The organism is Kitasatospora sp. NPDC087314 (genome assembly GCF_044744365.1).
Lineage (GTDB): Bacteria > Actinomycetota > Actinomycetes > Streptomycetales > Streptomycetaceae > Kitasatospora.
The window spans coordinates 288,845-315,841 of the sequence record NZ_JBIUYE010000001.1 but is presented as its reverse complement, the minus strand read 5'-3'; the positions used below and the strand labels follow the sequence as shown (position 1 = coordinate 315,841).

The window sequence follows — 26,997 nt, the reverse complement described above, 5'->3', positions numbered from 1 at the left end:
ACGACTTCGCCCCATTCCCGGTCCCGCCGTGCACCGGCGGTGCGGTTGGGCCTAGGCTTCTGGTCCGTTCGGGAGTTTCGGCCGGTCAGCCCGACCGCACGAACCGCCGTCCACGACACGTCAACGAGGGGAACGTTAGTGAATCTGCGCGCTCTCACCAGGGGAGACGCCGCCGTCGCAGGCGCGGCCGTCCTGCTTTTCATCGCCTCCTTCCTGCCTTACTGGACGGTGGACTGCACCGGCCGGTACTGCGACGGTGCGTCGCAGAACGCGTGGAGCACCCAGCTGTTCCCCATCCTGCCCTCGATCTACCTCCTCGGCATCGCCGCCGCGGTGCTGATCCTGCTGCACCGCTTCCAGGGCGCGGCCGCGGCCGGGCGCCAGGTGCTCGGCCTGCGGCTGGACCAGTGGGGCATCGCGTTCGCCGTCACCGCGCTGTGGACGGCGGTCTGGTCGCTGGGCGGCGGCCCGTCCGGCGGCAGCTTCGGCCACGGCTTCGGCGCCTGGCTCGGCCTGATCGCGCTGATCGTGCTGGCCGGTGCGGCCGCGGCCGCACCGCTGGTGCCCGCGCTGAAGGCCCCGCTGGTCACCGACCGCCCGGCCGCCGTCCCCTACCAGGGCGGTTACCCGACCCCGGGTCAGCCCGGCCAGCCGCAGCCCGGCCAGTACGGCTACCCGGCCCCGGGCCAGGACCCGAACCAGGCCCCGGCGTACGGCGCCCAGCCGGGCGGCTACGGCTACCCGGCGGCCGGCCAGCCGCAGCCGGGCCAGCCGGTGCAGACCGGTCAGCCGCAGGACGCGGCCGCCCCGGCCCCGCAGCCGGTCCCGGCCGCGCAGCAGCAGCCGGCCCCGGCGGCCCCCGCGGCCGACTTCGCGCCGTTCTGGTTCGCCGTCCCGGCCCCGCGTTCGCTGTCCCCGAAGGACAACCCGGCGGGCGCCCCGGTCGGCGAGCTGGTGCCCGGCACCTGGTACCTGGCGGTCGAGCAGCGCGGCAGCGCGCTGGTCGCCCAGCTGCAGGACGGCAGCGCCGGCCTGCTGACCGACACCTCGGGCATCCAGCGCGGCTGACGCCCCCGGTACGACGAAGGGGCGGGACCGGATCTCTCCGGTCCCGCCCCTTCGCGCTGTCCGTACGGACCCGATCGCCCTTACGGGCTCAGCAGCAGTCCTCGACCACCAGCCCGGCCGGCAGGTGCTCCCCGCCGAACACCGCGACCGTCGCCGGGTCGCCGCCGAGCGCGGCCACCGCGAGCAGCAGCGCGCCGGCCGTCCAGGTGGTGCGCTCCTCCGGCCAGACGGCGTCGTCCTCGAAGACGTACCCGGTCCAGTACGAGCCGTCCTCGTGCCGCAGGTGCTGCTGGATCCAGCGCAGGATCTCCACCGCGCGGTCGGAGCGCCCGACCGCCCAGAGCGCCAGGGCGAGTTCGGCGCTCTCGCCGCCGGTCACCCACGGGCGGTCGCTGACGCAGCGCACGCCGAGGCCGGGGACGACGAAGCGGTCCCAGTCCCGGTCGATCCGCTCCAGCGCCGCGTCGCCGCGCAGTCCGGTGCCGAGCACCGGGTAGTACCAGTCCATCGAGTAGCGGTCCTTGTCGAGGAACCGCTCGGGGTGGCGGGCGACGGCGTGCCCCAGCCGGCCGGCCGCGAGCTCCCAGTCGGGCTGCGGCTCCTCCAGGTACTCGGCGATGGCCAGGCCGCAGCGCAGCGCGTGCAGGATGCTGGACGAGCCGGTGAGCAGCGCCTCGTCGGCGGCGGCGCCGTCCTCGTCGAGGCGCCAGGCGATCGGGCCGCCGGGCAGCCGCAGGCGGACGATGAAGTCCAGGGCGCGCCGGACGACGGGCCAGATCCACTCCAGGAAGGCGTCGTCACCGGCGCTGAGGTGGTGGTGCCAGACCCCGACGGCCACGTAGGCGCAGAAGTTGGTCTCCTTGGCCCGGTCGGTGACCACGCCGTCGGTGTAGGCGGCGTACCAGGAGCCGTCCGGGTTCTGGTTGGCGGCGAGCCAGCGGTAGGCGGCCTCGGCGGCGGCGTGCTCGCCGGCGGTGTCGAGGGCCATCGCGGCCTCGGTGTGGTCCCAGGGGTCGAGGTGGTGGCCGGCGAACCAGGGTATGGCGCCGTCGGGGCGCTGCTCGGCCAGGATGCTGCGGACGGTGCCGGCGGCCTGGTCGGCGTCGAGCACCCCGTCGAGCAGCAGCACCTCGGGGACGGCGGCGGTCATGCGCCCACGCGCCGGGGCTTGGACGCGTACGCCACGAAGCTCTTGCCGATGACGGGGTTGAGCGCCCGCTCGGCGGCCTTGGTGAGCGTGCTGATCACCGGGGTGCCGACGATGTCCCAGACCAGCAGCTGGTGGTAGGCCTTGACCGGCAGCGCCTTGTCGTTGTTCACGCCGACCGCGCACTTGATCCACCAGTACGGCGAGTGCAGCGCGTGCGCGTGGTGGGTGCCGTAGGGCTCCAGGCCGGCGTCCTTGAGCTTGCCGAGCAGTTCGTCGCCCCGGTAGATCCGGATGTGGCCGCCCTCGACCTCGTGGTACTCGTCGGACAGCGTCCAGCAGATCTTCTCGGGCAGCCAGCGCGGCACGGTGACGGCGAGCAGCCCGCCCGGCTTGAGGACCCGGAACATCTCGTTGAGCACGCCCTTGTCATCGGGTATGTGCTCCATCACCTCGGAGATGATGATCTTGTCGAAGTACTCGTCCTCGAACGGCAGCGCCAGCGCGTTGCCCTCCATCGCGACCGCCGACGCGCCCTCCGGGGCCTCGCCGGCCTGCTCCATCGCGGCGAACCACTTCGTGACCTCGGCGATCTCCTCGGCGTTCTGGTCGAGGGCGATCACGTTGGCGCCGCGGCGGTAGCACTCGAACGCGTGCCGGCCCCCGCCGCAACCCAGGTCGAGCACCCGGTCGCCGGGGGCGAGCGGGAAGCGCGAGAAATCGACGGTCAGCACTGCAGGGCTCCCATTCCTATTGCTACCAAGCGGACTTGACGCCGCGTCAGATCGAACCCGCGCCGGGCCGGCGGCCGGAGGCTCAGGGCACGTACCGCCAGCCCGGACCGGAGCGGGCCCGGGCGCCGGCCCCGGTGGCGATCGCCGCGCGGTAGGCCTCGGCGGTCAGCTCGGCGGCCCGCTCCCAGGTGAACCGGGCCAGCACCCGCTCGCGGCCGGCCGCGCCGAGCCGGGCGCGCAGCTCCGGGTCGTCCAGCAGTCGACCGAGCGCCGCCGCCAGCCGGTCCGCCTCGCCCGGCGGCACGGCCAGGCAGGTCTCCCCGTCCGGCCCGGCCACCTCGGGGATCGCGCCGCCGGTGGTGGCGACCAGCGGGGTGCCGGTGGCCATCGCCTCGGCGGCGGGCAGCGAGAAGCCCTCGTACAGCGACGGCACGCAGGCCACCTCGGCCGAGCGGTAGAGGTCGACCAGCTCCCGGTCGGTCAGCCCGCTGCGGAACTCGATGTGCTCCGCCAGCCCGAAGCGGCGCACCGCCTCGGCCACCGGGCCGTCCTCCTTCTGCGGCTTGCCGACCACCACCAGGTGCGCGGGGCGCTCGGTGCGCACCTTCGCCAGCGCCTCGACCAGGAACACCAGACCCTTGAGCGGGACGTCCGCGCTGGAGGTGGTGACGATCCGTCCGGGCACCCGGGCGACCGCCTCGGAGGGCGACCAGAGCCGGGTGTCGGCGCCGATCGGCACCACCGAGATCGCGCCGGGCGCGGCACCCAGGTGCTCGGCGATCTCGCGCTGCGAGGTGCCGGAGACGGTGATGACGTGGTCCAGCCGGGCGGCGACCCGGCGCTGCATCCGGGTGAAGGCGTACCAGCGGCGCAGCGACAGCCGGCGCACCCGGGTGTCGGCGGCGTCCAGTTCCAACCGCCGGTCCACGGTGATCGGGTGATGGATCGTGGTGACCAGCGGGAAGCCGTGCCGGGCCAGGCCGAGCAGGCCGTAGCCGAGGGTCTGGTTGTCGTGCACCACGTCGTAGCGGCCCTTGTGCCGGGCCAGGTACTGACGGGCCCGCAGCGAGAAGGTCAGCGGCTCGGGGAAGCCGCCGGTGCGCATGGTGGCGAACTCCAGCACGTCCACCGGGCCGCGGAACTCGCCGCGGGCGGGCGTGCGGAACGGGTCGTCGGCGCGGTAGAGGTCCAGGCTGGGCAGCTCGACCAGGCGCACCGAGCCGGGGCCGTCGACCTCGTCCAGCACGGGGTACGGCTGGGCGCCGATCACGTCCACGTGGTGGCCGAGCCTGGCCAGCTCACGGGAGAGGTGCCGTACGTACACGCCCTGACCGCCGCAGAAGGGGTCCCCGCGGTACGACAGCAGGGCAATCCGCAGCGGCTGCGCGGTCATCCTCGGGCCCTCATCTCTAGCTGCTATCTGTGCTGCCGGTCGCTAAAGTAGATCAGGTTTCAGTGGCTGGGGAACTCGTCATCGACCATGTGAACAATGAGAGACCTCGAAGATACCGGCCCGTAGCTTTCGCTCCGGAGTCAGGGCTGGTGATTCCCGCCACGCCGATCCTGCCGACCTTGTGGAGCACGCCGCCACCCACGCGCCCCGGGAGCACTCCTTGCCGCCGCCGACCACCCCCATGAACCCCGCCGCGTCGCCACCCGCCCAACCGGGTGAGCCGCCGCTGACCGCCCGCCAGGCCGAACGCCGGCGCCGGATCCTGCGGGCCGCCACCGCCCTGGCCGCCCGGGGCGGGTACGAGGCGGTGCAGATGCGGGAGGTCGCGGAGAGCGCGCAGGTCGCCCTCGGCACGCTCTACCGGTACTTCCCGTCCAAGGTGCACCTGCTGGTCGCGGTCATGCTGGAGCAGTTGCAGGGCCTCCAGGAGCACATCCGGCGGCACCCGCCGACCGACCCCGAACCGGCCCCGCGCGTCGCCGACACGCTCACCCGGGCCTTCCACGCGCTCCAGCGCGAACCGCTGCTGGCCGAGGCGATGGTCCGGGCGCTGTCCTTCGCCGACCGCTCCGTCGGTGCCGAGGTCGACCAGGTCAGCACCGCCACCGGGCAGCTCATCCTGGACGCCATCGGCCAGTCCGGGCCGCCCAGCGAGAGCCAGCGTGCGGCCGTCCGGGTGATCGAGCACACCTGGCACTCGGCGCTGGTCGCCTGGCTCTCCGGCCGCGCCTCGATCGCCGAGGTCCGGGCCGACCTGCACACCGCGGCCCGGCTGCTCACGCTGCCCTGAACCGGCCCCGACTGGAACCTGTTCCTACTCCGGCGGGCCGTCGCGGCCGCCCCGGCGGTTAGAGTCGACGGGCAGCACAACTTCATCCCGCTCCTCCCCCGGGGGAAGCCGGTGCGAATCCGGCGCTGACCCCGCAACCGTGAGCCCGGCGCCCGTGACGGCCCGGGCGAGTCGGACCGCCCGTGGAGGGGCGAGCGGCCCGCCCGGGCCCGCCACGCGCACCGCCCGGCACCGTCGAGGACTACGGAACGGCCCCGCCAGGCCACCACCGCTCACCGAAAGGCACATCTCCACCATGCTCACCGCCGCCCGCCTGGGCGCCGCCGCCCTGTCCGCCGCGCTGCTCGCCGGCGCCACCGCCGGACCGGCCCTCGCCGACAGCCCCACGCCGACCGCCGCGGCCGTCCCCGACGGCCTGTACGGCAAGGGCGACCCGACGTACGACGGCGTCTGGCGGCAGTCCCTCGCCCTCACCGCGCTCGCGGCGGCCGAGGTCACCCCGGCGGACTCCGCCGTCGGCTGGCTCACCGGGCAGCAGTGCGAGGACGGCGGCTGGCCCTCGTTCCGGGCCGCCGGGGCCGCCTGCGACGCCAAGACCGAGGACAGCAACGCCACCGCCGTCGCCGTCCAGGCGCTCGTCGCGCTCGGCGGGCACCAGGAGGCCGTCGACAAGGGCGTCCAGTGGCTCAAGGCCACCCAGAACGCCGACGGCAGCTGGCCCTACAACCCCGGCAGCCCCGGCGACGCCAACTCCACCGGCCTCGCCGTGAACGCCCTGTTCGCCGCCAAGGCCGACCCGGCGAGCGTCGCCAAGGCCGGCAAGAACGCCTACGACGGGCTCGCCCTCTTCCAGCTCGGCTGCGCCGCCCCCGCCGACCAGCGCGGCGCCTTCGCCTACCAGCCCGACCCGAGCGGCGCCCTCGCCCCCAACGCCCTCGCCAGCGCCCAGGCCTCGCTCGCCGCGGCCGGCGGCCACCTGCCGGTCGCCACCACCGTCCGCGCCGACGCCGCCCCCAAGGCGCTCACCTGCCAGGACGGCGCCCCCTCCGCGCCGGTCCCGCACGCCGACTCGGGCGAGGCCGCCGGGGCGTACCTCGCCGCCCAGCTCGCCGCGGGCGACCACCACCTGACCCTCACCACCCCCGGCGCCGCCCCGACGCCCGACTACAACGCCACCGCCTGGGCCGCCCTCGGCCTCATCCAGAGCGGCCACCCCCAGCAGGCCGCCGGCGCCGTCGACTGGCTCGCCAAGGAAGGCGCCACCTGGACCAAGGGCGGCACCGACGCCGCCGCCACCGCCAGCCTGCTGCTCGTCACCCAGGCCGCCCACGGCGACACCGGCGCCCTGACCGGCCAGCTCACCGCGCTCGGCCCGGCGCCCAAGGCGACCGCCGGCCCGGCTGCCACCACGGGGGCCCCGAAGAAGAACGACGGCATGGGCCAGTACTGGCTGATCATCGTCGGCCTGCTCGTCGGCGTCGGCGGCGGCATCCTCCTCAGCCTCCAGCGCAAGCGCGGCCAGCAGCTGTGACACCCCACCCGGGCCGGCGCCGCGACGGCCGCCGTTCGCTCGTGGCCCTGCTCGCCGGCGTGGTGGTGCTCCTGGCCGCCGCCGCGCCCGCGCAGGCGGCGGCCGGGTACCGGTACTGGTCGTTCTGGCGCGGCGCCGACGGCGGGTGGGCGTACCAGCAGCAGGGCCCGGCGGTGTACGTGCCGCCGGACGGCGCCGTGGACGGCTGGCGCTTCGCGGTGAGTCCGGACGGCGGGCAGCAGGCCGCGCAGCCCCGGGCGGCGAGCGGCTTCGCCGCCGTCTGCGCGGACACGCCCGCGCAGACGGGCCGCAAGCGGGTCGCCGTCGTGCTGGACTTCGGCACCGCCGCCGACTCCGGCTCCGCCGAGACGCCGCCCGAGCAGCGGAACGCGTGTGCCACCGTCGTCCCGAACGCCACCTCGGCCGAGGTGCTGGCCGCCGTCGCCCCGCCGCTGCGCTACGACGGCAACGGCCTGCTCTGCGCCATCGCGGGCTTCCCGAAGGCCGGTTGCGCCGAGCAGCTCGGCGCCGCCGCCAAGCCGTCCGACCCCGAGGCCGGCGGCGACGGCGGCGGTCCGGACGTCGGCCTGATCGCCGGTGGCGCGCTGCTCGCCGTGCTGGCCGGCGGCGCCGTCTGGCAGGCCCGCCGCCGCCGCACCTCCTGACCCTCCCGGAAGACCGAGCCCCAGAACACCCACCTGGACTGATCCATGCGCACCGCCCGGAGCACCCGCCCGCCCACCGGCCCCCGCCAACTGCACCCCGGGGCCTGGTGGTTGTGGGCGCTCGGGCTGGGCGCGGCGGCGACCCGCAGCACCAATCCGGCGATCCTGCTGCTGCTCGCCGCCGTCGCCGGGTACGTGGTCGCGGCCCGGCGCGGCGACGCGCCCTGGTCGCGTTCGTACGGGGCGTTCCTGCGGCTGGGCCTGCTGGTGCTGGGCATCCGGCTGGTGTTCGCCGTCCTGCTCGGGTCGCCGATCCCGGGCACGCACGTGCTGTTCACGCTGCCCGAAGTGCCGCTCCCCACCTGGGCGCAGGGGGTACGGATCGGCGGCCGGGTGACCGTCGAGGGCCTGCTCGCGGCACTGTACGACGGGCTGCGCCTGGCCACCCTGCTGGTCTGCGTGGGCGCCGCGAACGCGCTGGCCAGCCCGGCCCGGCTGCTGCGCGCCCTGCCCGGCGCACTCTACGAGGCGGGCGTGGCGGTGGTGGTGGCGATGACCTTCGCGCCGAACCTGGTCGCGGACGTCCGCCGCCTGCGCGCCGCCCGCCGTCTGCGCGGCCGTACGGACAAGGGCGTCGCCGCCGTGCTGAGCGTCGGCCTCCCCGTCCTGGAGGGCGCGTTGGAGCGCTCCATCGCGCTGGCCGCCGCGATGGACACCCGCGGGTTCGGCCGCACCGCCGACGTCCCGCGCCGGCTCGCCCGGGCGACGGCCGCGCTCACCCTGGCCGGCCTGCTCGGGATCTGCCTGGCCGCGTACGGGCTGCTGACCGCCGGCGGCGCCGGCTGGGCGCCGCCGGTGCTGCTGCTGGGCCTGGCCGCCGCCTTCGCCGGGCTGCGGCTCGGCAGCCGACGGTCCGTCAGAACACGCTACCGGCCGGACCCCTGGGCGCTGCCCGAGTGGCTGACCGTCGGTTCGGGGGCCGCCGTCGCCGGACTGGTCAGCTACCTCTCCACGCAGGATCCGGCCGCCTTCGCCCCCACCGTCGTCCCGCCGACCGTCCCCGTGCTGCCACTGGCCGCCGTCCTGGCCGTCCTGCTCGGCCTGATACCGGCGTTCGCCGCCCCGACCCCGCCCCGGAGGGCTTCGTGATCACCTTCGAGCAGGTCTCCGTCCGGTACGCGGACGCCGCCGCACCCGCCGTCGAGGGCGTCGACCTGACCGTCCCCGAGGGCGAACTCTGCCTGCTGGTCGGCCCGTCGGGCTCCGGCAAGTCCACCCTGCTGGGCGCGGTGAGCGGGCTCGTCCCGCACTTCACCGGCGGCACCCTGCACGGCCGGGTGACCGTCGGCGGCCGGGACACCCGCGAGCACCGGCCGCGTGAACTCGCCGACCTGGTCGGCACGGTGGGGCAGGACCCGCTGGCGCACTTCGTCACCGACACCGTGGAGGACGAACTCGCCTACGGCATGGAGTCGCTGGGCCTGCCCGCCGACGTGATGCGGCGCCGGGTCGAGGAGACCCTGGACCTGCTCGGCCTCGCCGACCTGCGCGACCGCGCCCTCACCTCGCTCTCCGGCGGCCAGCAGCAGCGCGTCGCGATCGGCTCGGTGCTCACCGTGCACCCGCGCGTGCTGGTCCTGGACGAGCCCACCTCGGCGCTCGACCCGGGCGCCGCGGAGGAGGTGCTGGCCGTCCTGCAGCGGCTGGTGCACGACCTCGGCACCACCGTGCTGATGGCCGAGCACCGGCTGGAGCGGGTCGTCCAGTACGCCGACCAGGTGCTGCTGCTGACCCCGGGAGCCGCGCCCGTCCTCGGCGAACCGGCCGAGGTGATGGCGCACTCGCCGGTGCACCCGCCGGTGGTCGGCCTCGGCCGGCTCGCCGGCTGGCGGCCGCTGCCGCTGTCCGTCCGTGACGCCCGCCGCAAGGCCGCCGGGCTGCGGGAACGCCTCGACGGCCGCCGCCCGGACGCCGCCCCCGACCCGACGGGCGCACCGATCGCCACCGTCGCCCGCCTCGCCGTCCGGCGCGGTCCCGTCCAGGCCCTGCGCGGTGTCGACCTGGTGCTGCGCCCCGGCGGGATCACCGCCCTGATGGGCCGCAACGGCGCCGGCAAGTCCACCCTGCTGGGCAGCCTGGTCGGCCTGCACACCCCCGCCTCCGGCGCCGTGACGGTCGGCGGCCGCACTCCGCACCGCACCCGCCCGGCCGAACTGATCCGCGAGGTCGGCCTCGTCCCCCAGGACCCGCGCGACCTCCTCTACGGCGAGAGCGTCACCGCCGAGTGCGCCGCCGCCGACACCGACGCGGGCGCCGCCCCCGGCACCTGCCGCGCCCTGGTCGAACGGCTGCTGCCCGGCATCGCCGACACCGCCCACCCGCGCGACCTCTCCGAAGGCCAGCGGCTCACCCTGGCCCTGGCCGTCGTGCTCACCGCCCGGCCCCCGCTGCTGCTGCTCGACGAGCCGACCCGCGGCCTGGACTACGCCGCCAAGGCCCGGCTGGTGGAGATCCTGCGCGACCTCGCCGCCGAGGGCCACGCCGTCCTGCTGGCCACCCACGACGTCGAGCTCGCCGCCGAACTCGCGCACCGCACGGTGATCCTGGCCGAGGGCGAGATCGTCGCCGACGGCCCGACGGCGGAGGTGGTGGTCTCCTCCCCCGCCTTCGCCCCGCAGGTCGCCAAGGTGCTCGCGCCCGGCCCGTGGCTCACCGTCCACCAGGTCGCGGAGGCACTGAGCGCATGAGCCGCCCCGTCCCCCTCGGCCGCCGTTCCCGGGCGGCCCTGCTGCTGGTCTCGCTGGTCGGCGTCGCCGCCTTCGGCTGGCCGCTGCTCGCCTCCACCAAGTCCGCCCTGGTAGGCCACGCCACCGACGCCCCCTGGCTGTTCGCGCTGCTGCTGCCCCTGCTGCTCGCCGTCGTCATCGCCCAGATCTCCGAGGGCCGTACGGCGGGCGGCGGCGCACCCGGGCTGGACGCCAAGTCCGTCGCCCTGCTCGGGGTGCTGGCGGCGGCGGGCGCGGCGCTGCGGCCGCTCGGCGCGGGCACGGCGGGCCTGGAGCCGATGTTCTTCCTGATGGTGCTGTCGGGGCGGGTGCTCGGCCCGGGCTTCGGCTTCGTCCTCGGCGCGCTGTCGATGTTCGCCTCCGCGCTGCTGACCGGCGGCGTCGGGCCGTGGCTGCCGTTCCAGATGCTCGCCATGGGCTGGGTCTGCCTCGGCGCGGGCCTGCTCCCGGGCGCGGCGGGTCTGCGCGGCCGGCGCGAACTCGCCCTGCTGGCCGGGTACGGCGCGCTGTCGGCCGTCCTCTACGGCACGATCATGAACCTCCAGGGCTGGCCGTACATCGCGGGCCTGTCCGGTTCCCTCTCCTTCGTCCCCGGGGACCCGCTGCCCGCCAACCTGGTGCGCTTCGCCGCCTACTGCCTCACCACGTCCCTCGGGTGGGACCTCCCCCGCGCAGCCCTCACCGTCGTCCTCTGCCTCACCCTCGGCACCCCCGTCCTGCGGGCGCTGCGCCGCACCACCCGCCGGGCCGCCTTCGACGCACCCGTGACCTTCCAACCGCCGAGCGGGTGAACCCCCGTGCCCCGGCCGCGCCGCGCACCGCCGACGGCCCGATGCGTCCACGATCATCTCGACCGTGATCAGAACCCTCGCCCGCAGCACGGTCGTCGCCGCGACGACCCTCACCCTCGCCGTCGCCCTCGCGTCCCCCGCCGCCGCCGTCACCTTCATCGGCCGCGACGTGCCCACCACCGTGACCATCGCCCCCGGCCAGACCGCCGCCGTGCCGTGGACGTACCAGAACACCGGCGGCCCCGGCCTCCTCCCACCCTCCGGCATGACCGCCGTCTTCACCGCACCCGGCAACACCACCTTCGCCCCGCAGGCCACCGTCCCCACCCAGTACAGCGGCGACGGCTCCTCCTGGGGCACCAACAACGTCGGCCTGCGCAACTGCGCGCTCGGCACCGGGAACCGCACCCTGACCTGCGAGGGCTACGGCCTCAACGGGAGCCGCAGCGGCTGGCCGTCCAACGGATACTTCCGCTTCCTGCCGCAGGTCACCGTCGATGCCACGGCGCCCGCCGACACCACGCTCCCGCGCGGCAACGGCAGCTTCCGCTACACCGACCCCAACAACGGCACCGTCTACACGATCGACAACGGGACCCTCGACGTCGCCACCCCGCCCCGGATCCCGACCGGGATGTGTCTGGACGTGGGCAACACCCGGTTCAACGCCGACAACGTCCGCATCTGGCAGTGCCTGGACCACACCAACCAGCGCTTCGTCCTCGACGACGGCCGGGTCAAGGTCGCCGGCACCGTGGGCTCCGGGCAGGAGATGTGCCTCGACGCCGACAACACCGGCTTCAACGGGGACAACGTCCGCATCTGGGCCTGCGAGTACTCCCGGGCCGCCATCGCCAACCAGACCTGGCTGCTGCGCCAGGGCTCCTTCGTCCTGCAGTCGACGGCGGGCAGCGATCAGGAGATGTGCCTGGACGTCGGCACTACTCGCAACAACGGCGACAACGCCTTCATCTACCAGTGCGGCGCCGGCAACCCGAACCAGAAGTTCCTCGTCGAGAACGGCTACCTCAAGGTCCGCGACACCGTCTGACACTCACCGCGCAGCCGCCCCGCGACCGCGACGGGCCGCCCGCACATGGTGTCCCGCCCGGGGCACTCGTGGCGGCGCGGCCCGTCCGGCACCTGGCGGGCCGCCCTCGGCGGGCCGGGGCGGGGCGGTGAGGAGCGAGGTCCGCGGGCCTCAGCCCAAGGGGAGGGCTTTGACGCCCGAGAGCACCGGGATGAGCTTGAACCGACCGTCCCCGGCGCCGCAGGACGGCTGGGTGTCAGGGGTGTCGGAGATGTTCGTCCCGGCCCTGAACCGCCCGTCTCCGCTCGGGGCGAAGGTCGTGAAGTGGTCGCGGAAGCCGTCGTAGTAGTACATGCACTGGTGCAGGTTCAGGTACCGTCCGGCGGTCAGGTCCAGCGGCGTGGCGCTCGACAGCAGGGGGATGGGGAGGTCGGCGCCTCCGCCGCCGCAGATCGGGGCGGTGTCACGGGAGTTGGAGACGTTGGTGCCGGCGACGAACTTGGCGTCCGTGGTCCCGACCACCGTGGTGAGGTGGTCCTGGTCGAAGTCGCGCCAGTAGACGCACTGGTGCAGGTTCAGGTAGCGCCCGGCCGTCCGGTCGTAGCCTTCGGCGGCCGTGTAGACGCTGGGCTCGTAGTTCCCGTCCCCCGGACCGCACACGGCGGCGGGGACGGGGGTGTCGGAGACGTTCGTCCCGGCGCTGAACCGTCCGTCCCTGCTCGGGACCAGGGTGGTCATGAGGTCGAAGCTGGTCGGCAGGAAGGGGCCGTGGTAGACGCACTGGTGCAGGTTCAGGTACCGGCCTGCCGGGGGCGGCGGAGCGGTGCCGGCGGTGGCGACGGGAGCCGGGCCGACCAGGGCGGCGACGGACAGGGCGGCGCCGGCGAGGGCGGCGGAGCGTGGGGACAGACGCATGGGGGGAGGTCTCCGTGGTCCGGTGCGGCCGCTCCGAACGAGCGGCCGTCACACACGAGGCTTCCCCAGGGCGCCCGGTGTCCCCGGCTGCCGCCCGGGAACTTCACCTGAACGACCGGCCGCCCGCGCGGGCCGGGCCGGGCCGGTCCGGGCGAGGCCCCGCCCGTGGGCGGCCGTCCCGGTCAACTGGCCTGTCCGGCAGCCGTGCTGAGGTTCCGTGAGCTACCCGGCGGGGGCTCCGGCCACGCGGATCCATCATCTGGATGTGCGGCGCCCGGGACCACTTCGACGGCAGACGTCCAGGACGTGCGGGTCACTCGCCCTGACCGGCGCTTCCCATCGGGCCGACCTTCACCGGGGAGCCGGCGCCGCTCGTGGCGGGCAGCGTGCCGGCACCCGGCCAGGGAAGGGTGACCGACTTCGTCTCGTCCGGCGGGGTCACCACCAGCCCCGTGACGCGGACACCGGAGCCGCCGGACTTGTTGAGCGGGTAGCTGATACCGAAGAACGTCGACTTCCCGTTCTTGACGACGCCCGGAACGACCGGCTCACCGGAGCGCTTCGCGGACAGCGACCCCGCATTGGTCTTCAGGTCGACGCCCGCGTACCCGGAGATCGCGCAGTCCCGGCCACTGTGGTTCTTCAGCTCCACCACGACGGTGCCGTCGGTGTCGCCGTCGATCGTGCGCTCCACCGCCGTGATCTCCAGGTCGTCGGTGCGGCACTTGCCGCCCTTGCCGTTGTCGGTGGAGCTGGTCCCAGCAGCCGTACCCGTCCCGCCGGAGACCGTCCCACCGGGGCCCGACCCGCCGCCCGAGGTGGACGTGGCAGGCGCGGCGGGCGGGGTGGGCGCGGACGACGCGGTGGACGCGGACGATGCGGTGGGCGCGGTGGACGCGGACGACGGCTTGTTCTGCCCCGTGCCACCGTTGTCGTTCTGACAGGCCGTCAACGAGAGGCTCGCGGCAACGGCCAGGGCTGCGAAGGGGAGCTTGTAAACGCGCATCGTTCTTCCTCAGTATCGGTTGCCGGTGCCGGGCGCTCGGTACGGGTCGGTACGAGCGGGCGTTTCTGATCACCAGGACCCACCCGCCCGGCGAACCGTTCCGCCCAACCACCCCCCAATACAGTGCTGTTACACACACAGCAGGGGACCACACCCGCCACCACCGGGCGCACCCCGCCGGGATGCGCCGCCGGCCAGCCGGGACGGCGGTTCCCGCCACCGTTCCGCACCTGTTCGCGGCCGTCGCCCGCTGGGACAGACCCGTGACCCGGAGGATCTTGACTCGTGCTCAGGCGAACGGTTCGCCGAGCAGCACGGGACCGGCCGCGCCCCTCAGCGAGACCGGCGGGCGTTGAGCCGGGCGGCCTGGCGCGTCAGGTGGTCGCGCTCGGCGAGGTTGGGCGCCTTCAGGGCCGCCTCCGCGTAGAGCCGTGCCGCCGTCGCCAGGTCGCCGTCGCGCTCGTGGAGGTACGCCGCCACCGCGGCGTACCGGGGCAGTGCGTCGTCCAGTCCCGCGAGCGCCGCCAGCCCGGCGCGCGGTCCGTCGGCCTCGCCGACGGCCACCGCGCGGTTGAGCCGGACCACCGGGCTGGCGGTCAGGCGCACGAGTTCGTCGTACCACTCGACGATCTGCACCCAGTCGGTCTCCTCGGCGGTGGGCGCGTCGGCGTGGAGTGCCGCGATGGCCGCCTGGGCCTGGAACTCGCCCAGCCGGTCGCGGGCGAGAGCCGCCTGAAGGATCCCGACGCCATCGGCGATCGCCCCGGTGTCCCACCGACCGCGGTCCTGCTCGGCGAGCGGCACCAGGCTGCCGTCGGGCGCGGTCCGGCCGACGCGCCGGGCGTGGTGGAGCAGCATGAGCGCGAGCAGCCCCGCCACCTCGGGGTGGTCGATCGCGGCCGCGAGCTGCCGGGTGAGCCGGATGGCCTCGGCGGCGAGGTCGACGTCGCCGGAGTAGCCCTCGTTGAAGACCAGGTAGAGGACGCGCAGCACGGTGGCGACGTCGCCGGGCCGGTCGAACCGCACGCCGGAGACGGTGCGCTTGGCCCGGCTGATGCGCTGCGCCATGGTCGCCTCGGGCACCAGGTAGGCCCGGGCGATCTGCCGGGTGGTCAGCCCGCCCACGGCGCGCAGGGTGAGCGCGACCGCGGACGACGGCGTCAACGACGGGTGGGCGCACAGGAAGTAGAGCTGGAGCGTGTCGTCCGCCGCGGGTGCGGGCCCGGGCGCCGGCTCCTCGTCGACGCGGTCCTCACGCCGGCGGCGGGCGGTGTCCGCCCGGGTCGCGTCGAGGAACTTGCGCCAGGCCACGGTGACCAGCCAGCCCTTGGGGTCCCGGGGTCGGTCGGCCGGCCAGACCCGGACCGCCTCGACCAGCGCGTCCTGGACGGCGTCCTCGGCCGCCGCGAAGTCGGCTCCGCGGCGGACGAGGATCGTGAGCACGCTCGGGGTGAGGCTCCGGAGCAGGGCCTCGTCCATCGGGGAGGTCACTCCGTGATGGTGGGCGGCGCGGCCAGGAACGGGCGCACCTCCAGCCACTCGTGGATCGGCCTCCCGCCGGCCCCGGGAGCGGCCGACAGCTCCCCGGCCAGCTCGATCGCGCGCTCGTAGCTGTCGACGTCGATCACCATCCAGCCGGCGATGAGGTCCTTGGTCTCGGCGAACGGGCCGTCGGTGACCGGCGGGCGCCCCTCACCGTCGTACCGGACCCACGCCCCCTCGGGGGCGAGCGCCAGACCGTCGACGAACTCGCCGGTCCGCTCCAGCCGGGCCGCGAAGTCGTGCATGTACTGCATGTGCGCCGAGATCTCCTCCGGCGTCCACTGGTCCATGGGCACGTTGTTGACCGGGGCCGGAGCGCCGCGGTAGTGCTTGAGCAGCAGGTACTTGGCCATCGTGGTTCTCCTCGGTACTGGTGCGACCCATTGTGGTCGCGTTCACCACGGGGACGGAGCCGGGCGCGGGTTCTCGACACGCCGTCCGAACTTTTCTCGGCTCTTTCCGGCCGACCACCGGGTGCGCCCGCGCCGGGCCGTCACGCGGGACGGTGCCGGATCTGCATGCCGGGAGCGGCGGCGTTCGGTTCGGAGGGGGTGGGGTGGTCGCTCGGCATCCCCCTGACGGTAGCGCGGGTTCGGCGTCACCCGAACAAGGCGGCCTGGCGCCGCCAAACCAATGGATCATCACATTTACCCCTTGCCATCCTGATTGTTCGTGCAACCCCTCTCCATCTGTGACTAGCATGTGGGACGCATTTCATCCGGAAACAAATTGCCCCGTCAGATTGGCGCAGAACCACGGAATTTCCTTTGGTCTGATTTTCACATTTCCCGATTTCCCCTTGCGCCGCCGACTCGATCCGCCACCGGGCAGAAGGAGAACTCTTGCGCGCGTTCGGACAACAGGTCCACTCCGTCAGCAGCCGTCCGACCGCGGGCGACCTCGCCCTGCCGCCGGGGCTGCCCTACCCCGACGGCTGGTCCGCGCTCGCCTTCAGCGCCGAGCTGAAGCCCGGCACGGTGCTCACCCGTCAACTGGCCGGTGAGGACGTCGTGCTGTACCGGCTGCGGAACGGCCGCATCCGGGCGACCCGCCCGTACTGCCCGCACCTGGGGGCCCATCTCGGCCTCGCCGAGGTCGACGGGAACGACCTCGTCTGCCCCTTCCACCGCTTCGCCTTCGACCCGGACGGCAGGTGCGTGCGCACCGGTTACGGCACCACGCCGCCGAAGGCCGCCCTGGCACAGCTGCCGGTGCGCGAGGTGAACGACGCCGTCTTCGTCTGGCGCCATCACGACGGCCGGCAGCCGGACTGGGAGATCCCGGCGTGGCACGTCCTCGGCGACCGGCCGCCGCGGCACGCCGCCTGGGAGATGCCCGGCCATGCGCAGGACGTCATGGAGAACGCCGTGGACCTGGGCCACTTCCTCACCCTCCACGGTTGGGCCCGGGGCGAGTTGGCGGCACCGGTCGCCTTCGACGGCGTGACGTTCCACGTCTCGATGCGGGTGCAGGAGGAGTTCCCGCTCCTGGGCCGGCGCCAGGTCGAGATCGAGGTGGACGGCTACGGCCTCAGCTGCCTGCACAGCGACGTGCGCACGCCCGCCCTCGGACTGGAGATGTGCTCCCTGGTGATGGCCACCATGGTCGCTCCCGGCCGGATGCAGTTCCGGCAGGCGAGCCGGTTCTCCTTCGCGCCGCCGGCCGCCCTGCCGCCCGCGCTCGGCAGGGCGGTCAGCCGGTCGCTCTCGCGGCTGCTGTCGGGCCCGATGTTCAAGTGGAGCTGCGAGTTCACCGCGGCCGACTTCCCGATCTGGTCCACCAAGAAGTACCTGTCGCCGCCGCGACTCGCTCCCGGCGACGGCCCGATCGGCGCCCTGCGGCACTGGGCCCGGCAGTTCTACCCGCAGGACCACGACCACCAGGAACGCCTCCCCGCTCCGGCCACCGCCGCGCACCAGAACGGCCACAGCACCCCGAGCGCAGCCACCAAGCCGTGACCGCACGGCCCTCCACGCCGCCCGCCCCTTCGACGCAATACCCTTGTCAATGCGACAGTTTGAGGCGGAAACCAGTGGAACCCGACCGCGATCGCTCCGTAGGCTCGACGGTCATGGTTGATCTCTACGCTCCGACCCATCCCTACGACACCGGGTTCCTCGACACCGGAGACGGCAACCGCATCTACTACGAGCAGTACGGCAACCCCGAGGGCAAGCCCGCCGTGCACGTCCACGGCGGCCCGGGCGGGGGCGCGCCGCGGGGCCCGATGCGGGCCTGGGATCCCGAGCGCTACCGCGTCGTCCGTTTCGATCAGCGCAACTGCGGTCGCAGTACCCCGCACGCCAGTGACCCTGCCGCGGACATGAGTCTGAACACCACCTGGCACCTGGTCGACGACATGGAGCAGCTGCGCGAGCACCTCGGCATCGAGAAGTGGTTGCTCAACGGCGCCTCCTGGGGCACCACGCTCGCCCTGGCCTATGCGCAGCAGCACCCCGAGCGGGTCACCGAGATCGTCTTCCTGGCGGTGATGACGAGCAGCCGCACGGGGCTCGACTGGCTCTACCGGGGCGCCGGGCGGTTCCAGCCCGAGGCGTGGGACCGGTTCCGCGACGGCGTCCCCGCCGCCGAGCGGGACGGCGACCTGCTCGCGGCCTACGCGCGGCTGATGGAGAACCCCGATCGGGCCGTCCGGGAGAAGGCCGCCGCCGACTGGCTCACCTGGGAGGACGCGGTCGTCTCCACCGAGCCCAACGGCGTGCCCGGCATGTACAGCGACCAGGAGGTCGACGAGCAGATCGCGTTCGTCCGGATCTGCGCCCACTTCTTCAGCAACGGCGCCTGGCTGGAGGAGGACCAGCTCCTGCGCAACGCCCACAAACTGGCCGGGATCCCGGCGGTCCTGGTGCACGGCCGACACGACATGGGCTGCCCGGTCCAGGCCGTGTGGGAACTCGCCAAGGCCTGGCCCGACGCGCGACTCCACATCATCGAGGACGCCGGACACGCCGGAAGCCCCACGACGCACCAGACGGTGCGGACGGCCATCGAGGAGTTCAAGAACCACTGACCCTCCGCGGACGCCCACGCGCGGGGCCCCGGGATAAACATTGCTACTTCCGGGCCCCTCTATACGCTGTCCCGCAGCACGAAGCAGCACGGACAGCACGGAGCAGCGCGAGGGCGTTCGGGGGAGCCGGTGGAACTTTCGTCAGTTGCGCGTCTTCGAGGCGGTCGTCGTCCACCGCACCGTCACCGCCGCCGCCATGGCGCTCGGCCTCGCGCCGCCCTCCGTCTCGGAGCAGATCCGCACGCTGGAACGGAGCCTGGGCACCGAGCTGTTCGAACGGGTCCCGCGCGGGACGGCCCCCACCGCCCCGCGCGGGACGGCCCTCACCCCGGCCTGAGCTGGCCCCGGGCCGGAGGCGGCGGCCGGACCGAGTCGCGGTCGGCCTCAGAGGGGTCGGTTATGGTGGGTGGGCCCAGACGCTGACGACGGAACGATCTGGTCTATCTCAACGAGGTGCCATCGCAGTGCGGGAGTTCGGTCTTACACGGTGGGCACGGCAGGAAAAGACGGAGGAGTCCACCGACGCCCCGGCACCCACAAGATCGAAGTCCTGGACCATCGTAGCGGCCGTCGTGGCAGGGGTGTCACTGGCGGCTTTCGCCGTCGTGCGCCACTTCTTCCACCCGGCGACCATGGTCGACATGCTCGTGTACCGGGCCGAGGGCGCCGCAGTCGTCCACGGCCAGGACCTGTACGCGATGCGGCTGCCCGGCTGGGACCTGCCGGCCACCTACCCGCCCTTCGCCGCGATGCTCTTCGTGCCGAGCACCTGGTTCGACGTGAGCACCCTGCGGGTCCTGGTGATGCTCCTCAACCTCGCCCTGCTCGCCCTGGCCGTCCACCTCTCGCTCCGGCTGGTCGGGTGGCCCGCCGCCCGCCACCGTCCGGCCGCCGTCCTGCTCGCGACGGGCCTGAGCGTCTGGCTGGAGCCGGTGTACACCACCTTCCAGTACGGCCAGGTCAACCTCGCCATCCTGTGCCTGGTCCTGTGGGACCTGACCCGGCCCGACCGCAGTCGTTTCAAGGGCGTGGGCATCGGCCTGGCCACCGCCATCAAGATCACCCCGGGCCTGTTCTCCGTGTACCTGCTGCTGACCGGGCGGATCAGGGCCGCCATGGTCTCGGGCGGCACGTTCCTGGCGGCCGGCCTGATCGGCTGGATCGCGCTGCCCGACGCCTCCTACGGGTTCTGGACGAACTACCTGTGGGACCCGAGCCGGGTCGGCGTCACGGTCCTCATGGACAACCAGTCGCTCCGGGGGGCCATCTGCCGCCTGCTCGACGTCAACGACCCGGGCCTGGTCGGGCTCGCCGCCTCCGCGATCGTCGGGACGCTCGGCCTCGCGGTGGCCGTCCTCGCCGGGCGCTCCGCCCGGATCCTGCGCCGGGCCGACGCCTGGGGCGCGGTCTGCGCCGCGTTCACCGCGCTGCTGGTCTCGCCGATCAGCTGGACCCACCACTGGGTCTGGTGCATCCCCCTGATCGCGCTGCTGGTCGTGGAGGCCAGGACCAGGGCACGCAAGGTGCTGCTCGGCGTGACGCTGGCGGTGTTCCTCTCCCACGCCATGTGGACGGCGCCCCACCGGTGGGGCCGCGGCGTCGCCTGGTACTGGCAGCTGCCCGGCTCGATCTACCCGCCCCTGGGCATCGCCGTCCTCACCGTGGTGGGGCTGCGGCTGTACCGCGCACGGCGCCAGGCCGACACCGGATCCGGAACCGGCTGGTCCCTCCCGCGCAGCAGGACCGACCGCGACGCCGCGCTGACGAGTCAGGTCTGACGTGACCACCCAGACCGCGTCCGCACCGTCACCGCCCACCGCCGCACCCGGTGTCCGCAAGCCCTCCCCGGCCCTCGTGCGCACACCGGCCCGGCGCACCGCGCTGCTCGGCCTCCTCTGCTTCGCCGTCATGTGCGCCATCGGCATGCAGGGCTGGACGTCCGTGTCGCTCGGCGGCTTCGACCTCGGCATCTTCGACCAGGGCGTGCGCGGGTACGCCCACTTCGGGCTGCCCGTCTCGTCGTTGAAGAGCTACCACCACGAGTTCCCGCCGGGCTTCTCCCTGCTGGGCGACCACTTCTCCCCGGTCCTGGCCCTCCTCGCGCCGCTGTACTGGATCTGGGACGACCCGCGCTCGCTGATCATCGGCCAGGCCCTGCTCTTCGCGGTCGGCGTACCGCTGATCCGGCGGATCACCGCCCACTGCTTCGCCGCCGCGGAACCGAAGGCCGCCCGTCGGGCCGCCGACCTCGCCGGCCTCGTCTACGCGCTCGGGTGGCCGCTGCTGGTCGCCTCCCGGGTCGGGTTCCACGAGGTCGCCTTCGCGGTCCCGCTGACCCTGCTGATGCTGGAGCGCGGCCTCGCGCGGAAGTACGGCACCGTGGTCCTCAGCGCCGTGCTGCTCTGCTGCACCAAGGAAGACCTCGGCCTCATGGTCGGGGCGTACGGCCTGGTGCTGCTGCTGCGCACCCGCGGTACGGACGACCGCGCCGGCCGCCGCACGGGCCTCGGCCTGCTGCTGGGCGGCCCGCTCGCCGCGGCGGTGGCGATCAAGTGGCTGATCCCGGCGATGGGCGGCGAGCCGGGCTACTACTGGAACTACGCCAAGCTCGGCTCCGATGGCGGCGATGCCGTCCGCCACCTGCTGCACGACCCGCTGCTCCTGGTGCAGGCCGCCCTCGACCAGCCGCTCAAGCCGCTGCTGCTGCTCTGGCTCTTCGGCACCATGTGCCTGCTGCCGCTGCGGTCGGCGACCGTGCTGTGCGCGCTCCCGCTCCTGGCCGAGCGGATCCTCTCCAGCAACCCCAACCACTGGTCGATCGCCCGCCACTACGACTCCATGCTCTGGCCGATCCTGCTCACGGCGGCCATCGAGGTGCTGGGCAGGCTGACCGCCGCCGAGCGGACCGCTCGGCGGGCCCGCACGCTGGGCCTGGCGACGGCGGGCTGCGCACTGGTCGCCGCCGTACCGCTCGGACTGGCGCAGCTCGCCGTGCCGTCCTCCTGGCAGCCCAAACCGAGCGAGGCCGCCCTGGTACGGGCGGCCGCGCTCATCCCCGACGGCGCCTCGGTCGAGGCCGACAACCAGATCGCGCCGCGGCTGACCGCCAGGACGGACGTGGTCCTGGTGGACGGGACCCCACGAGGACGCGAGTACGTGCTCACCCGCTCCAACAAGCGCTCGTTCCCCTTCGCCACGGACACGCAGCAGGCGGAGCGGATCCAGCTCCTCCTGGACCACGGGTACCGGCAGATCTGGTCCGAGGACGGCGTCTCCCTCCTCCACCGCGAGAGCACCGCCACCATCCCCGGCGAACACGTCCCGGGCCCGGACAGCAAGCCCACCCAGGACCTGGTCCCCTCCGACGTGGGCCACAACCTCTTCCGCGGCTGACGCGCCCCGCGCGGTCGCGAGGACGCGTCGGGCCCTCAACCGCCCCGGTGGAGGAGGGGTTCACCGGCCTTCGCCGGGAACCGCGCCTTCACCGGGCAGGAAGAGGGCCGACCGTCCGGCCTGCGGCCGGCCAGGCCCTAGGCGCCCTTGGGGCCGGTCTGCTGGACGACGTCGAAGGACCAGACGGTGGAGCCGGAGGCGGCGGGCTTGGGCCGCTCGCCGCCTCCGCCGGTGCCCTGGTGCGCCGCCTTCATGGGGCCCTCCATCCAGGCCTGGAAGGAGGCCTCGTCACGCCAGCGGGTGTAGACGAGGTAGTCGTCGGTGCCCTCGACCGGGTCCGCTCCAGCCAGATCTGACGCATCAGCCGTAGTCGTGCGACGTCGATGAACGCGGGATCGGCGCACCATCCGGCGACGTCGCGATGCGCGGCGCGCCGCCTCGGTGAGAACGCCCGTACCGGCCAGGAGAACTGGCCGTTCAGGAGCCACCAGGTCAGCAGCCGGTCATGCCCCACCCGGAGCCGTTCGCCGACGGTCACCGCTCGACCGGGTAGAGCCGGACCAGGTACGGAGTCAGGCCAACGAACGCCAGCGTCCGTACCTCGCCGTAGGTGGCCAGCCGGCACCCGATCTTCTGCATCCCGGAGGGGCCGAACAGCTCGCTGAAGTAGTCCTGCTGTTCGGTGCTGAGCGGGAGGGCCCGGAGCGATCCCAGGAGCGCGGTAAGCGCGTCCGGCAGCCGCGAGAAGTGTGCGGCTTCCGTGACTCCGCGGACCTCAACCACCACCGGGATCGGGTACGACCCGGCTTCCGCCTCGCCGCTGACGGAGATCGGCTCCGTCCCGTCGTGGTCTCGAAGCGTCCTCATCGCGCCGACACCTCCCCCACGCGACGGGGGTGCCACATGTGGACGCCCGCCGTCTGGCCGTTGGCCACGATGTACCGCGCCACGGCCTTCCGCAGACCCGCACCGCAGTAGAAGCATCGCGTCGCCGCCGATCCGAACACCCGACCGTTCTTCATCTCACACCGCTTCCCGGGCCGACCAAGGCCCAGACGATCTTTCCGACACCTTCGGGGCGGGGCGCGCAGCCCCATTCCACGGACAAGGCCTCCACCAGGAACAGCCCCCGGCCCGACAACTCGTCGGGCGCAGTGGACCGCTGGATCGCCGGCTTCTCGCTGCTTGCGTCGTGCACCTCGATGCGGAGGTGGCCGCAGATCATCTCGAACCGGACGGCGATCTCCCGACCCGGCGAAACCCTGCCGTGGACGACGGCGTTGGACACCAGCTCCGTGAGCACGAGCTGCCCGTCCACCGCGAGGGCCGTGCCGTCGGGCATCCCGGCAAGGAACTTCCGCAGGTGTTCCCTGGCCGCACCGGCGGACTTACGGTGCCGGGTGAGCATCGCCCCGAACGCGGCTATCCCGGCGTCCGGCTCATTGGAATCGGCGTCGTCCCGGGGTTCTCCCGAGCTGATCACGTGCACCACCCTCCCGATGCCCGGCAGCGGCCGGAACAGGTTTTCCCGCCCGTGATTCCAGGCTGCCGGGAGGCGCTGCGGTCGACGTACCCAGCCCGAATACCCAGTGTGGGTAAACTCACAATCAATCAACTTCCGCACAGGAACGGCTGATCGACAACGGGGGCAATGGTGACCGAGGCTCGCGTTCCGGACCGGCTTCCATCAGGGCTGCTCGCCAACCCTGAGATGATCACGGCGTGCCGGAAACGGGACTTCTCCGCTGTGTTCCGGCTGCTCAAGCTGGCTGGCATCTACCCTTCGCTCATCGCGCGGGCCTGTGACCTGACCCCGAGCCGCGTCGGTGAGGTGATGGCGGGGAAGCGGCGGATCGAGAAGATCGATCTCGTCGAACGCATCGCAGACGGGCTGCACATTCCCGGTCACATGCTGGGTCTGGCCACCCGGGATTGGGAACAAGCAGCCGTGCCGACAAAGGCTCGGCGCTGTACGGTCGAGCCCCATCCTGCCGACACAAGGCCCGGCTCACCCTTCGACCCCGAGTTCTTCGTCAGCCACCTCCGCGGCCTCATGCCTGGCCACTACAGGACCGCCAATCTCCTGGGCTCCCGCTACGCGCTCGACTCGGTCACCCGACACGTCCAGGTGCTCGACCGCCTCCAGCAGACCACCGGCGGGAGCGCCCGGGACGAGATCCTCGCCATCGGCGCCCGGACCGCCGAGTTCCTGGGCTGGTTGAACCAGGACTTGGGCGACTTCGAGCAGGCCATGTACTGGTCGGACCGCGCCATGGAGTGGGCGCAGGAGTCCGGCGACGATGTCATGACCGCCTACCTCCTGTTCAGGAAGAGCAACCAGGCCACGGCCCGCCGCAGCGCACAACAGGCGGTCGGGCTCGCACGCGCCGCCCAGCGCTCGCCCGGAGCAACCCCACGGATCCGGGCCCTGGCCGCGCAGCAGGAGGCCCAGGGGCACGCGCTCATGGGCAATCAGCGCTTCGCCCAGGCCAAGTTCGACGAGGCCCACGAACTGGCCGCGTCACCGGACGACGAGCACCGCGACGACGCGCTCGACATGGCGTACTGCACCCCGACGTACATCGAGATGCAGCGAGCGAACTGCCTGCTCGAACTGGGGGACCCGCACACGGCGGTGGCCATGTTCGAGGCCGAGCTCCGGACGCTCCCTCCGGTCTACCGCAACGACCAGGGTGTGTACCTTTCCCGGCTGGCCCGCGCCTACGCGGTGTCCGGCGAGCCGGAGCAGGCAGCCGCGGCGGCGGACCGGGCGCTGTCGATCGCCATCGACACCGAGTCAGCGCGGACGATGGCGGAGCTGTCCGCCGCCGACAGGGCCCTCCAGCGGTGGAGCGGCGTGACCGAAGTCGCCACCTTCACCGGCCGCTTGAAGCTGATGAGCGGAACAGCGCCCTCTCGACCTGCGACAAGTTAATGAGAGAGGGTGGGACCATGGACGCACTGATCACGGCCGCCACCTCCGCAGACGAACGCCAGCGCGGCGCCAAGATCGCCGTGCTGCCGGTCGGCAGCTTCGAGCAGCACGGCGACCACCTGCCGCTCACCACCGACACCGTTGTCGCCAGCCTGATCGCCCAGCGGATCGCCGCCGACTACGACCTGTTCCTCCTGCCGCCCATCACGGTGTCCTGTTCGCACGAGCACGCCCACATGCCGGGCACCGTCAGCATCAGCGCCGCCACCCTCTACGCCGTCGTCAACGACATCTGGAAGTCGCTCCAGGCGTCCGGCGTTCCCGGCCTGCTCATCGTCAACGGCCATGGTGGCAACTACGTCCTCTCGAACGTCGTCCAGGAGGCGAACACCTCCGGCCCGCGCGTCGCCCTCTTCCCCGTCCGCGAGGACTGGCACCAGGCCCGCGATGCCGCCGGGCTGGAGAGCAGCGGCGCCGAGGACATGCACGGCGGCGAGCTGGAGGTGTCGCTCCTCCTCCACGGCGCCCCGGAGCTCATCCGCGAGGGCATCGAGCAGGACGACCACTCCGCCCCCGGGCGCCCTCACCTGCTCACCCTCGGCATGGCCGGCTACACGAAGAACGGCATCATCGGACAGCCTTCCCTGGGAACGGCGCAGAAGGGCCAAGCCCTCCTCGACAGCCTGTCCAAGGCTGCCGCCGCACACCTCTCGATCATCGCGGGCAGCTGAGTAGCACTTCGGGCCCCGCCCTGTCAGGGGAAGGGCCCGAAAAACAGAGCAGCAGAGCGCCCTAGGCGCCCTTGGGGCCGGTCTGCTGGACGACGTCGAAGGACCAGACGGTGGAGCCGGAGGCGGCGGGCTTGGGCCGCTCGCCGCCTCCGCCGGTGCCCTGGTGCGCCGCCTTCATGGGGCCCTCCATCCAGGCCTGGAAGGAGGCCTCGTCACGCCAGCGGGTGTAGACGAGGTAGTCGTCGGTGCCCTCGACCGGACGGAGGAGCTCGAACCACTCGAAGCCGTCCGAGTTCTCCACCGTGCCGGCCCGCGAGGCGAAGCGCTGCTCCAGCACCTCGCGCTGCTCGGCCGGGACCGTCAGTACGTTGATCTTGACGACGGACATGCCGCACCTCTCCTCGTCTGCCGGGGCGCGTGGACGGCCGCCGGCTCGGTTGCTGCCAGCAGTGTCCTACACCTCACACCCGACGGGTCACGCGATCCACGGCGGGAGGAGGCGCTCGTCGTCCTTCGGCGCGAGGCCGCAGGCACCGGGCGGGGTGACGGCGTCCGGGTTGTAGACGTGGGCGGGGGACGGCCCGGCGACGACGGCGGTGAAGCCGTCGGCGGTGGTGATCTGGCGGGCGACGTCGGCCGGGAGGACGAGGGTGTCGCCCGCCGCGACCGTCACCGGGCCATCGGCCAGCTCGACGGTGGCGGAGCCGGTGACGAACGTCCAGATCTGCTCGACGTCCATCGCGTGCAGCGGGCCGCTCTTGCCGGCCTCCATGTCAACCTTCCACATGGCGAGGGCGGTTGAGCCCTGGGTGGGCGAGGCGTAGGTGGTCATGACGGCGTTCGGCGTCTCGATGCGACGGGCGTCGGTGTGGCGGATCACGGGCATGGTTGAGAAACCCCTTAAGATGGTCAATGGCGTTGTCTATATGGTCAATGAGGTTGTCTATCCGTGTCAAGCGAACCCGCCCCGCCCGGCTTCGAGCTCCCGCTGCGCCTCCTGCTCGCCTTCCGGACGATCATCGACGAGCTCCACGAGCGCATCGCCCGTGAGGGCCACCCCGACCTGCGTCCGATGCACGGCTTCGTCTTCCAGGCGATCGGCCCGCACGGCACCACCGCCGTCGAACTCGGCCGCCGCCTCGGCGTCTCCAAGCAGGCCGCCGGCAAGACCGTCGAGAACCTGGAGCAGCTCGGCTACGTCGAGCGCGGCAGCGACCCGGCCGACGCCCGCCGCAAAGTGGTCCGGCTGACCGCCCGCGGCGTGGACTGCCTGGTCCGCTCGGCCCGGATCTTCGACGAGCTGCGCGCCGAGTGGTCCGCCACCCTCGGCGAGGAGCGGCTGCGCGAGGTGGAGACGGCCCTGCGCCTGCTCGCTCCCGGCGACCCGTTCCGCCTCGACACCCCTCGCTGGTTCGGGAGCCCGTGAGTCACCATCAGGGTCCGTACGAA

At 73.2% G+C, this 26,997-nt stretch carries 27 protein-coding genes, 1 pseudogene and 1 riboswitch; of the genes and pseudogenes, 16 read left to right on the top strand and 12 right to left on the bottom strand.

Annotated elements, in window-relative coordinates:
• Positions 1 to 138: 138 nt before the first annotated feature.
• Positions 139 to 1,068, top strand: a complete 930-nt coding sequence (locus ACIO5E_RS01475) for a hypothetical protein (protein WP_400662205.1) — start codon at positions 139 to 141, stop codon at positions 1,066 to 1,068.
• 88 nt (positions 1,069 to 1,156) lie between these two features.
• Here the strand turns inward: ACIO5E_RS01475 and ACIO5E_RS01470 are convergent, their stop codons facing one another.
• From ACIO5E_RS01470 to ACIO5E_RS01460, 3 genes are all read right to left on the bottom strand, one after another.
• Entirely contained in the window at positions 1,157 to 2,218 is a 1,062-nt protein-coding gene (locus ACIO5E_RS01470; RefSeq protein ID WP_400662202.1) for a prenyltransferase, read from the bottom strand.
• Positions 2,215 to 2,949, bottom strand: coding sequence for a class I SAM-dependent methyltransferase (locus ACIO5E_RS01465; RefSeq protein WP_280685598.1), 735 nt, complete (start codon positions 2,947 to 2,949; stop codon positions 2,215 to 2,217). Before ACIO5E_RS01465 ends, ACIO5E_RS01470 begins: the two co-directional genes overlap by 4 nt.
• 82 nt (positions 2,950 to 3,031) lie before the next feature.
• Entirely contained in the window at positions 3,032 to 4,342 is a 1,311-nt protein-coding gene (locus ACIO5E_RS01460; protein ID WP_400662199.1) for a glycosyltransferase family 4 protein, read from the bottom strand.
• A 241-nt stretch (positions 4,343 to 4,583) separates the two neighbouring features.
• Between ACIO5E_RS01460 and ACIO5E_RS01455 the strand changes: the two genes are divergently transcribed.
• From ACIO5E_RS01455 to ACIO5E_RS01425, 7 genes are all read left to right on the top strand, one after another.
• On the top strand, positions 4,584 to 5,192 hold the full coding sequence (locus ACIO5E_RS01455; RefSeq protein WP_400662197.1) for a TetR family transcriptional regulator: 609 nt from the start codon (positions 4,584 to 4,586) through the stop codon (positions 5,190 to 5,192).
• Between the two features lie 102 nt (positions 5,193 to 5,294).
• A riboswitch (cobalamin riboswitch) is annotated at positions 5,295 to 5,370 on the top strand.
• A 117-nt stretch (positions 5,371 to 5,487) separates the two neighbouring features.
• Positions 5,488 to 6,723, top strand: a complete 1,236-nt coding sequence (locus ACIO5E_RS01450; RefSeq protein ID WP_400662194.1) for a prenyltransferase/squalene oxidase repeat-containing protein — start codon at positions 5,488 to 5,490, stop codon at positions 6,721 to 6,723.
• Positions 6,724 to 6,764: 41 nt separating this feature from the next.
• Positions 6,765 to 7,388, top strand: coding sequence for an SCO2322 family protein (locus ACIO5E_RS01445; protein ID WP_400662191.1), 624 nt, complete (start codon positions 6,765 to 6,767; stop codon positions 7,386 to 7,388).
• Between the two features lie 45 nt (positions 7,389 to 7,433).
• Positions 7,434 to 8,537, top strand: a complete 1,104-nt coding sequence (locus ACIO5E_RS01440; protein WP_400662189.1) for a CbiQ family ECF transporter T component — start codon at positions 7,434 to 7,436, stop codon at positions 8,535 to 8,537.
• The gene (locus ACIO5E_RS01435) at positions 8,534 to 10,135 is read left to right on the top strand and encodes an ABC transporter ATP-binding protein (protein ID WP_400662186.1); all 1,602 of its coding nucleotides are present in this window, start codon (positions 8,534 to 8,536) and stop codon (positions 10,133 to 10,135) included. The genes ACIO5E_RS01440 and ACIO5E_RS01435 overlap by 4 nt, the downstream gene beginning before the upstream one ends.
• Positions 10,132 to 10,965 (top strand): ECF transporter S component, encoded by an 834-nt coding sequence (locus ACIO5E_RS01430; protein WP_400662183.1) that lies wholly within the window; start codon positions 10,132 to 10,134, stop codon positions 10,963 to 10,965. Before ACIO5E_RS01435 ends, ACIO5E_RS01430 begins: the two co-directional genes overlap by 4 nt.
• 64 nt (positions 10,966 to 11,029) lie before the next feature.
• Complete coding sequence (locus tag ACIO5E_RS01425; RefSeq protein WP_400662181.1) at positions 11,030 to 12,016, top strand: RICIN domain-containing protein; 987 nt, start codon at positions 11,030 to 11,032, stop codon at positions 12,014 to 12,016.
• 150 nt (positions 12,017 to 12,166) lie between these two features.
• On the opposite strand, the gene ACIO5E_RS01420 is transcribed toward ACIO5E_RS01425, so the two are convergent.
• From ACIO5E_RS01420 to ACIO5E_RS01405, 4 genes are all read right to left on the bottom strand, one after another.
• Positions 12,167 to 12,910, bottom strand: coding sequence for a hypothetical protein (locus ACIO5E_RS01420; RefSeq protein WP_400662178.1), 744 nt, complete (start codon positions 12,908 to 12,910; stop codon positions 12,167 to 12,169).
• Positions 12,911 to 13,223: 313 nt separating this feature from the next.
• On the bottom strand, positions 13,224 to 13,916 hold the full coding sequence (locus ACIO5E_RS01415; RefSeq protein ID WP_400662175.1) for a DUF4232 domain-containing protein: 693 nt from the start codon (positions 13,914 to 13,916) through the stop codon (positions 13,224 to 13,226).
• Positions 13,917 to 14,249: 333 nt separating this feature from the next.
• Positions 14,250 to 15,395 carry an RNA polymerase sigma factor gene (locus ACIO5E_RS01410; RefSeq protein ID WP_400663385.1) on the bottom strand — a complete coding sequence of 382 codons (1,146 nt, stop codon included), beginning with the start codon at positions 15,393 to 15,395 and terminating at the stop codon, positions 14,250 to 14,252.
• 8 nt (positions 15,396 to 15,403) lie between these two features.
• The gene (locus ACIO5E_RS01405; protein ID WP_400662172.1) at positions 15,404 to 15,811 is read right to left on the bottom strand and encodes a YciI family protein; all 408 of its coding nucleotides are present in this window, start codon (positions 15,809 to 15,811) and stop codon (positions 15,404 to 15,406) included.
• Between the two features lie 489 nt (positions 15,812 to 16,300).
• Here ACIO5E_RS01405 and ACIO5E_RS01400 point away from each other — a divergent pair, with 489 nt between their 5' ends.
• The 5 genes from ACIO5E_RS01400 to ACIO5E_RS01380 all read left to right on the top strand — a co-directional run bounded on the left by ACIO5E_RS01400 (position 16,301) and on the right by ACIO5E_RS01380 (position 21,882).
• On the top strand, positions 16,301 to 17,416 hold the full coding sequence (locus ACIO5E_RS01400; RefSeq protein ID WP_400662170.1) for a Rieske 2Fe-2S domain-containing protein: 1,116 nt from the start codon (positions 16,301 to 16,303) through the stop codon (positions 17,414 to 17,416).
• A 113-nt stretch (positions 17,417 to 17,529) separates the two neighbouring features.
• Complete coding sequence (gene pip / locus ACIO5E_RS01395) at positions 17,530 to 18,489, top strand: prolyl aminopeptidase (RefSeq protein ID WP_400662168.1); 960 nt, start codon at positions 17,530 to 17,532, stop codon at positions 18,487 to 18,489.
• 145 nt (positions 18,490 to 18,634) lie between these two features.
• Positions 18,635 to 18,826: a LysR family transcriptional regulator gene (locus tag ACIO5E_RS01390; protein WP_400662165.1), complete on the top strand. Its 192-nt coding sequence runs from the start codon at positions 18,635 to 18,637 to the stop codon at positions 18,824 to 18,826.
• Positions 18,827 to 19,061: 235 nt separating this feature from the next.
• Positions 19,062 to 20,267 (top strand): glycosyltransferase 87 family protein, encoded by a 1,206-nt coding sequence (locus tag ACIO5E_RS01385; RefSeq protein ID WP_400662163.1) that lies wholly within the window; start codon positions 19,062 to 19,064, stop codon positions 20,265 to 20,267.
• Between the two features lies 1 nt (position 20,268).
• The gene (locus ACIO5E_RS01380; protein WP_400662160.1) at positions 20,269 to 21,882 is read left to right on the top strand and encodes a DUF2079 domain-containing protein; all 1,614 of its coding nucleotides are present in this window, start codon (positions 20,269 to 20,271) and stop codon (positions 21,880 to 21,882) included.
• A 137-nt stretch (positions 21,883 to 22,019) separates the two neighbouring features.
• Here the strand turns inward: ACIO5E_RS01380 and ACIO5E_RS01375 are convergent.
• From ACIO5E_RS01375 to ACIO5E_RS01365, 3 genes and pseudogenes are all read right to left on the bottom strand, one after another.
• Positions 22,020 to 22,217: pseudogene (locus ACIO5E_RS01375) on the bottom strand (antibiotic biosynthesis monooxygenase family protein); the annotation flags it as partial.
• A 199-nt stretch (positions 22,218 to 22,416) separates the two neighbouring features.
• On the bottom strand, positions 22,417 to 22,749 hold the full coding sequence (locus ACIO5E_RS01370) for a hypothetical protein (RefSeq protein WP_400662157.1): 333 nt from the start codon (positions 22,747 to 22,749) through the stop codon (positions 22,417 to 22,419).
• 151 nt (positions 22,750 to 22,900) lie between these two features.
• A complete protein-coding gene (locus ACIO5E_RS01365) occupies positions 22,901 to 23,365 on the bottom strand; it encodes an ATP-binding protein (protein WP_400662155.1) in 465 nt (154 codons plus the stop codon).
• A gap of 168 nt (positions 23,366 to 23,533) precedes the next feature.
• On the opposite strand from ACIO5E_RS01365, the gene ACIO5E_RS01360 reads away from it, so the two are divergent.
• Both ACIO5E_RS01360 and ACIO5E_RS01355 read left to right on the top strand, forming a co-directional pair.
• Positions 23,534 to 24,817: a hypothetical protein gene (locus ACIO5E_RS01360; protein WP_400662152.1), complete on the top strand. Its 1,284-nt coding sequence runs from the start codon at positions 23,534 to 23,536 to the stop codon at positions 24,815 to 24,817.
• Between the two features lie 17 nt (positions 24,818 to 24,834).
• Positions 24,835 to 25,548, top strand: a complete 714-nt coding sequence (locus ACIO5E_RS01355; protein WP_400662149.1) for a creatininase family protein — start codon at positions 24,835 to 24,837, stop codon at positions 25,546 to 25,548.
• A 61-nt stretch (positions 25,549 to 25,609) separates the two neighbouring features.
• Here the strand turns inward: ACIO5E_RS01355 and ACIO5E_RS01350 are convergent, their stop codons facing one another.
• Together ACIO5E_RS01350 and ACIO5E_RS01345 are read right to left on the bottom strand one after the other, a co-directional pair.
• Positions 25,610 to 25,936: an antibiotic biosynthesis monooxygenase gene (locus tag ACIO5E_RS01350; protein ID WP_280685582.1), complete on the bottom strand. Its 327-nt coding sequence runs from the start codon at positions 25,934 to 25,936 to the stop codon at positions 25,610 to 25,612.
• An 87-nt stretch (positions 25,937 to 26,023) separates the two neighbouring features.
• Positions 26,024 to 26,434, bottom strand: coding sequence for a cupin domain-containing protein (locus ACIO5E_RS01345; protein WP_400662146.1), 411 nt, complete (start codon positions 26,432 to 26,434; stop codon positions 26,024 to 26,026).
• 63 nt (positions 26,435 to 26,497) lie between these two features.
• On the opposite strand from ACIO5E_RS01345, the gene ACIO5E_RS01340 reads away from it, so the two are divergent.
• Entirely contained in the window at positions 26,498 to 26,974 is a 477-nt protein-coding gene (locus ACIO5E_RS01340) for a MarR family winged helix-turn-helix transcriptional regulator (RefSeq protein ID WP_280685580.1), read from the top strand.
• Positions 26,975 to 26,997: the final 23 nt, after the last annotated feature.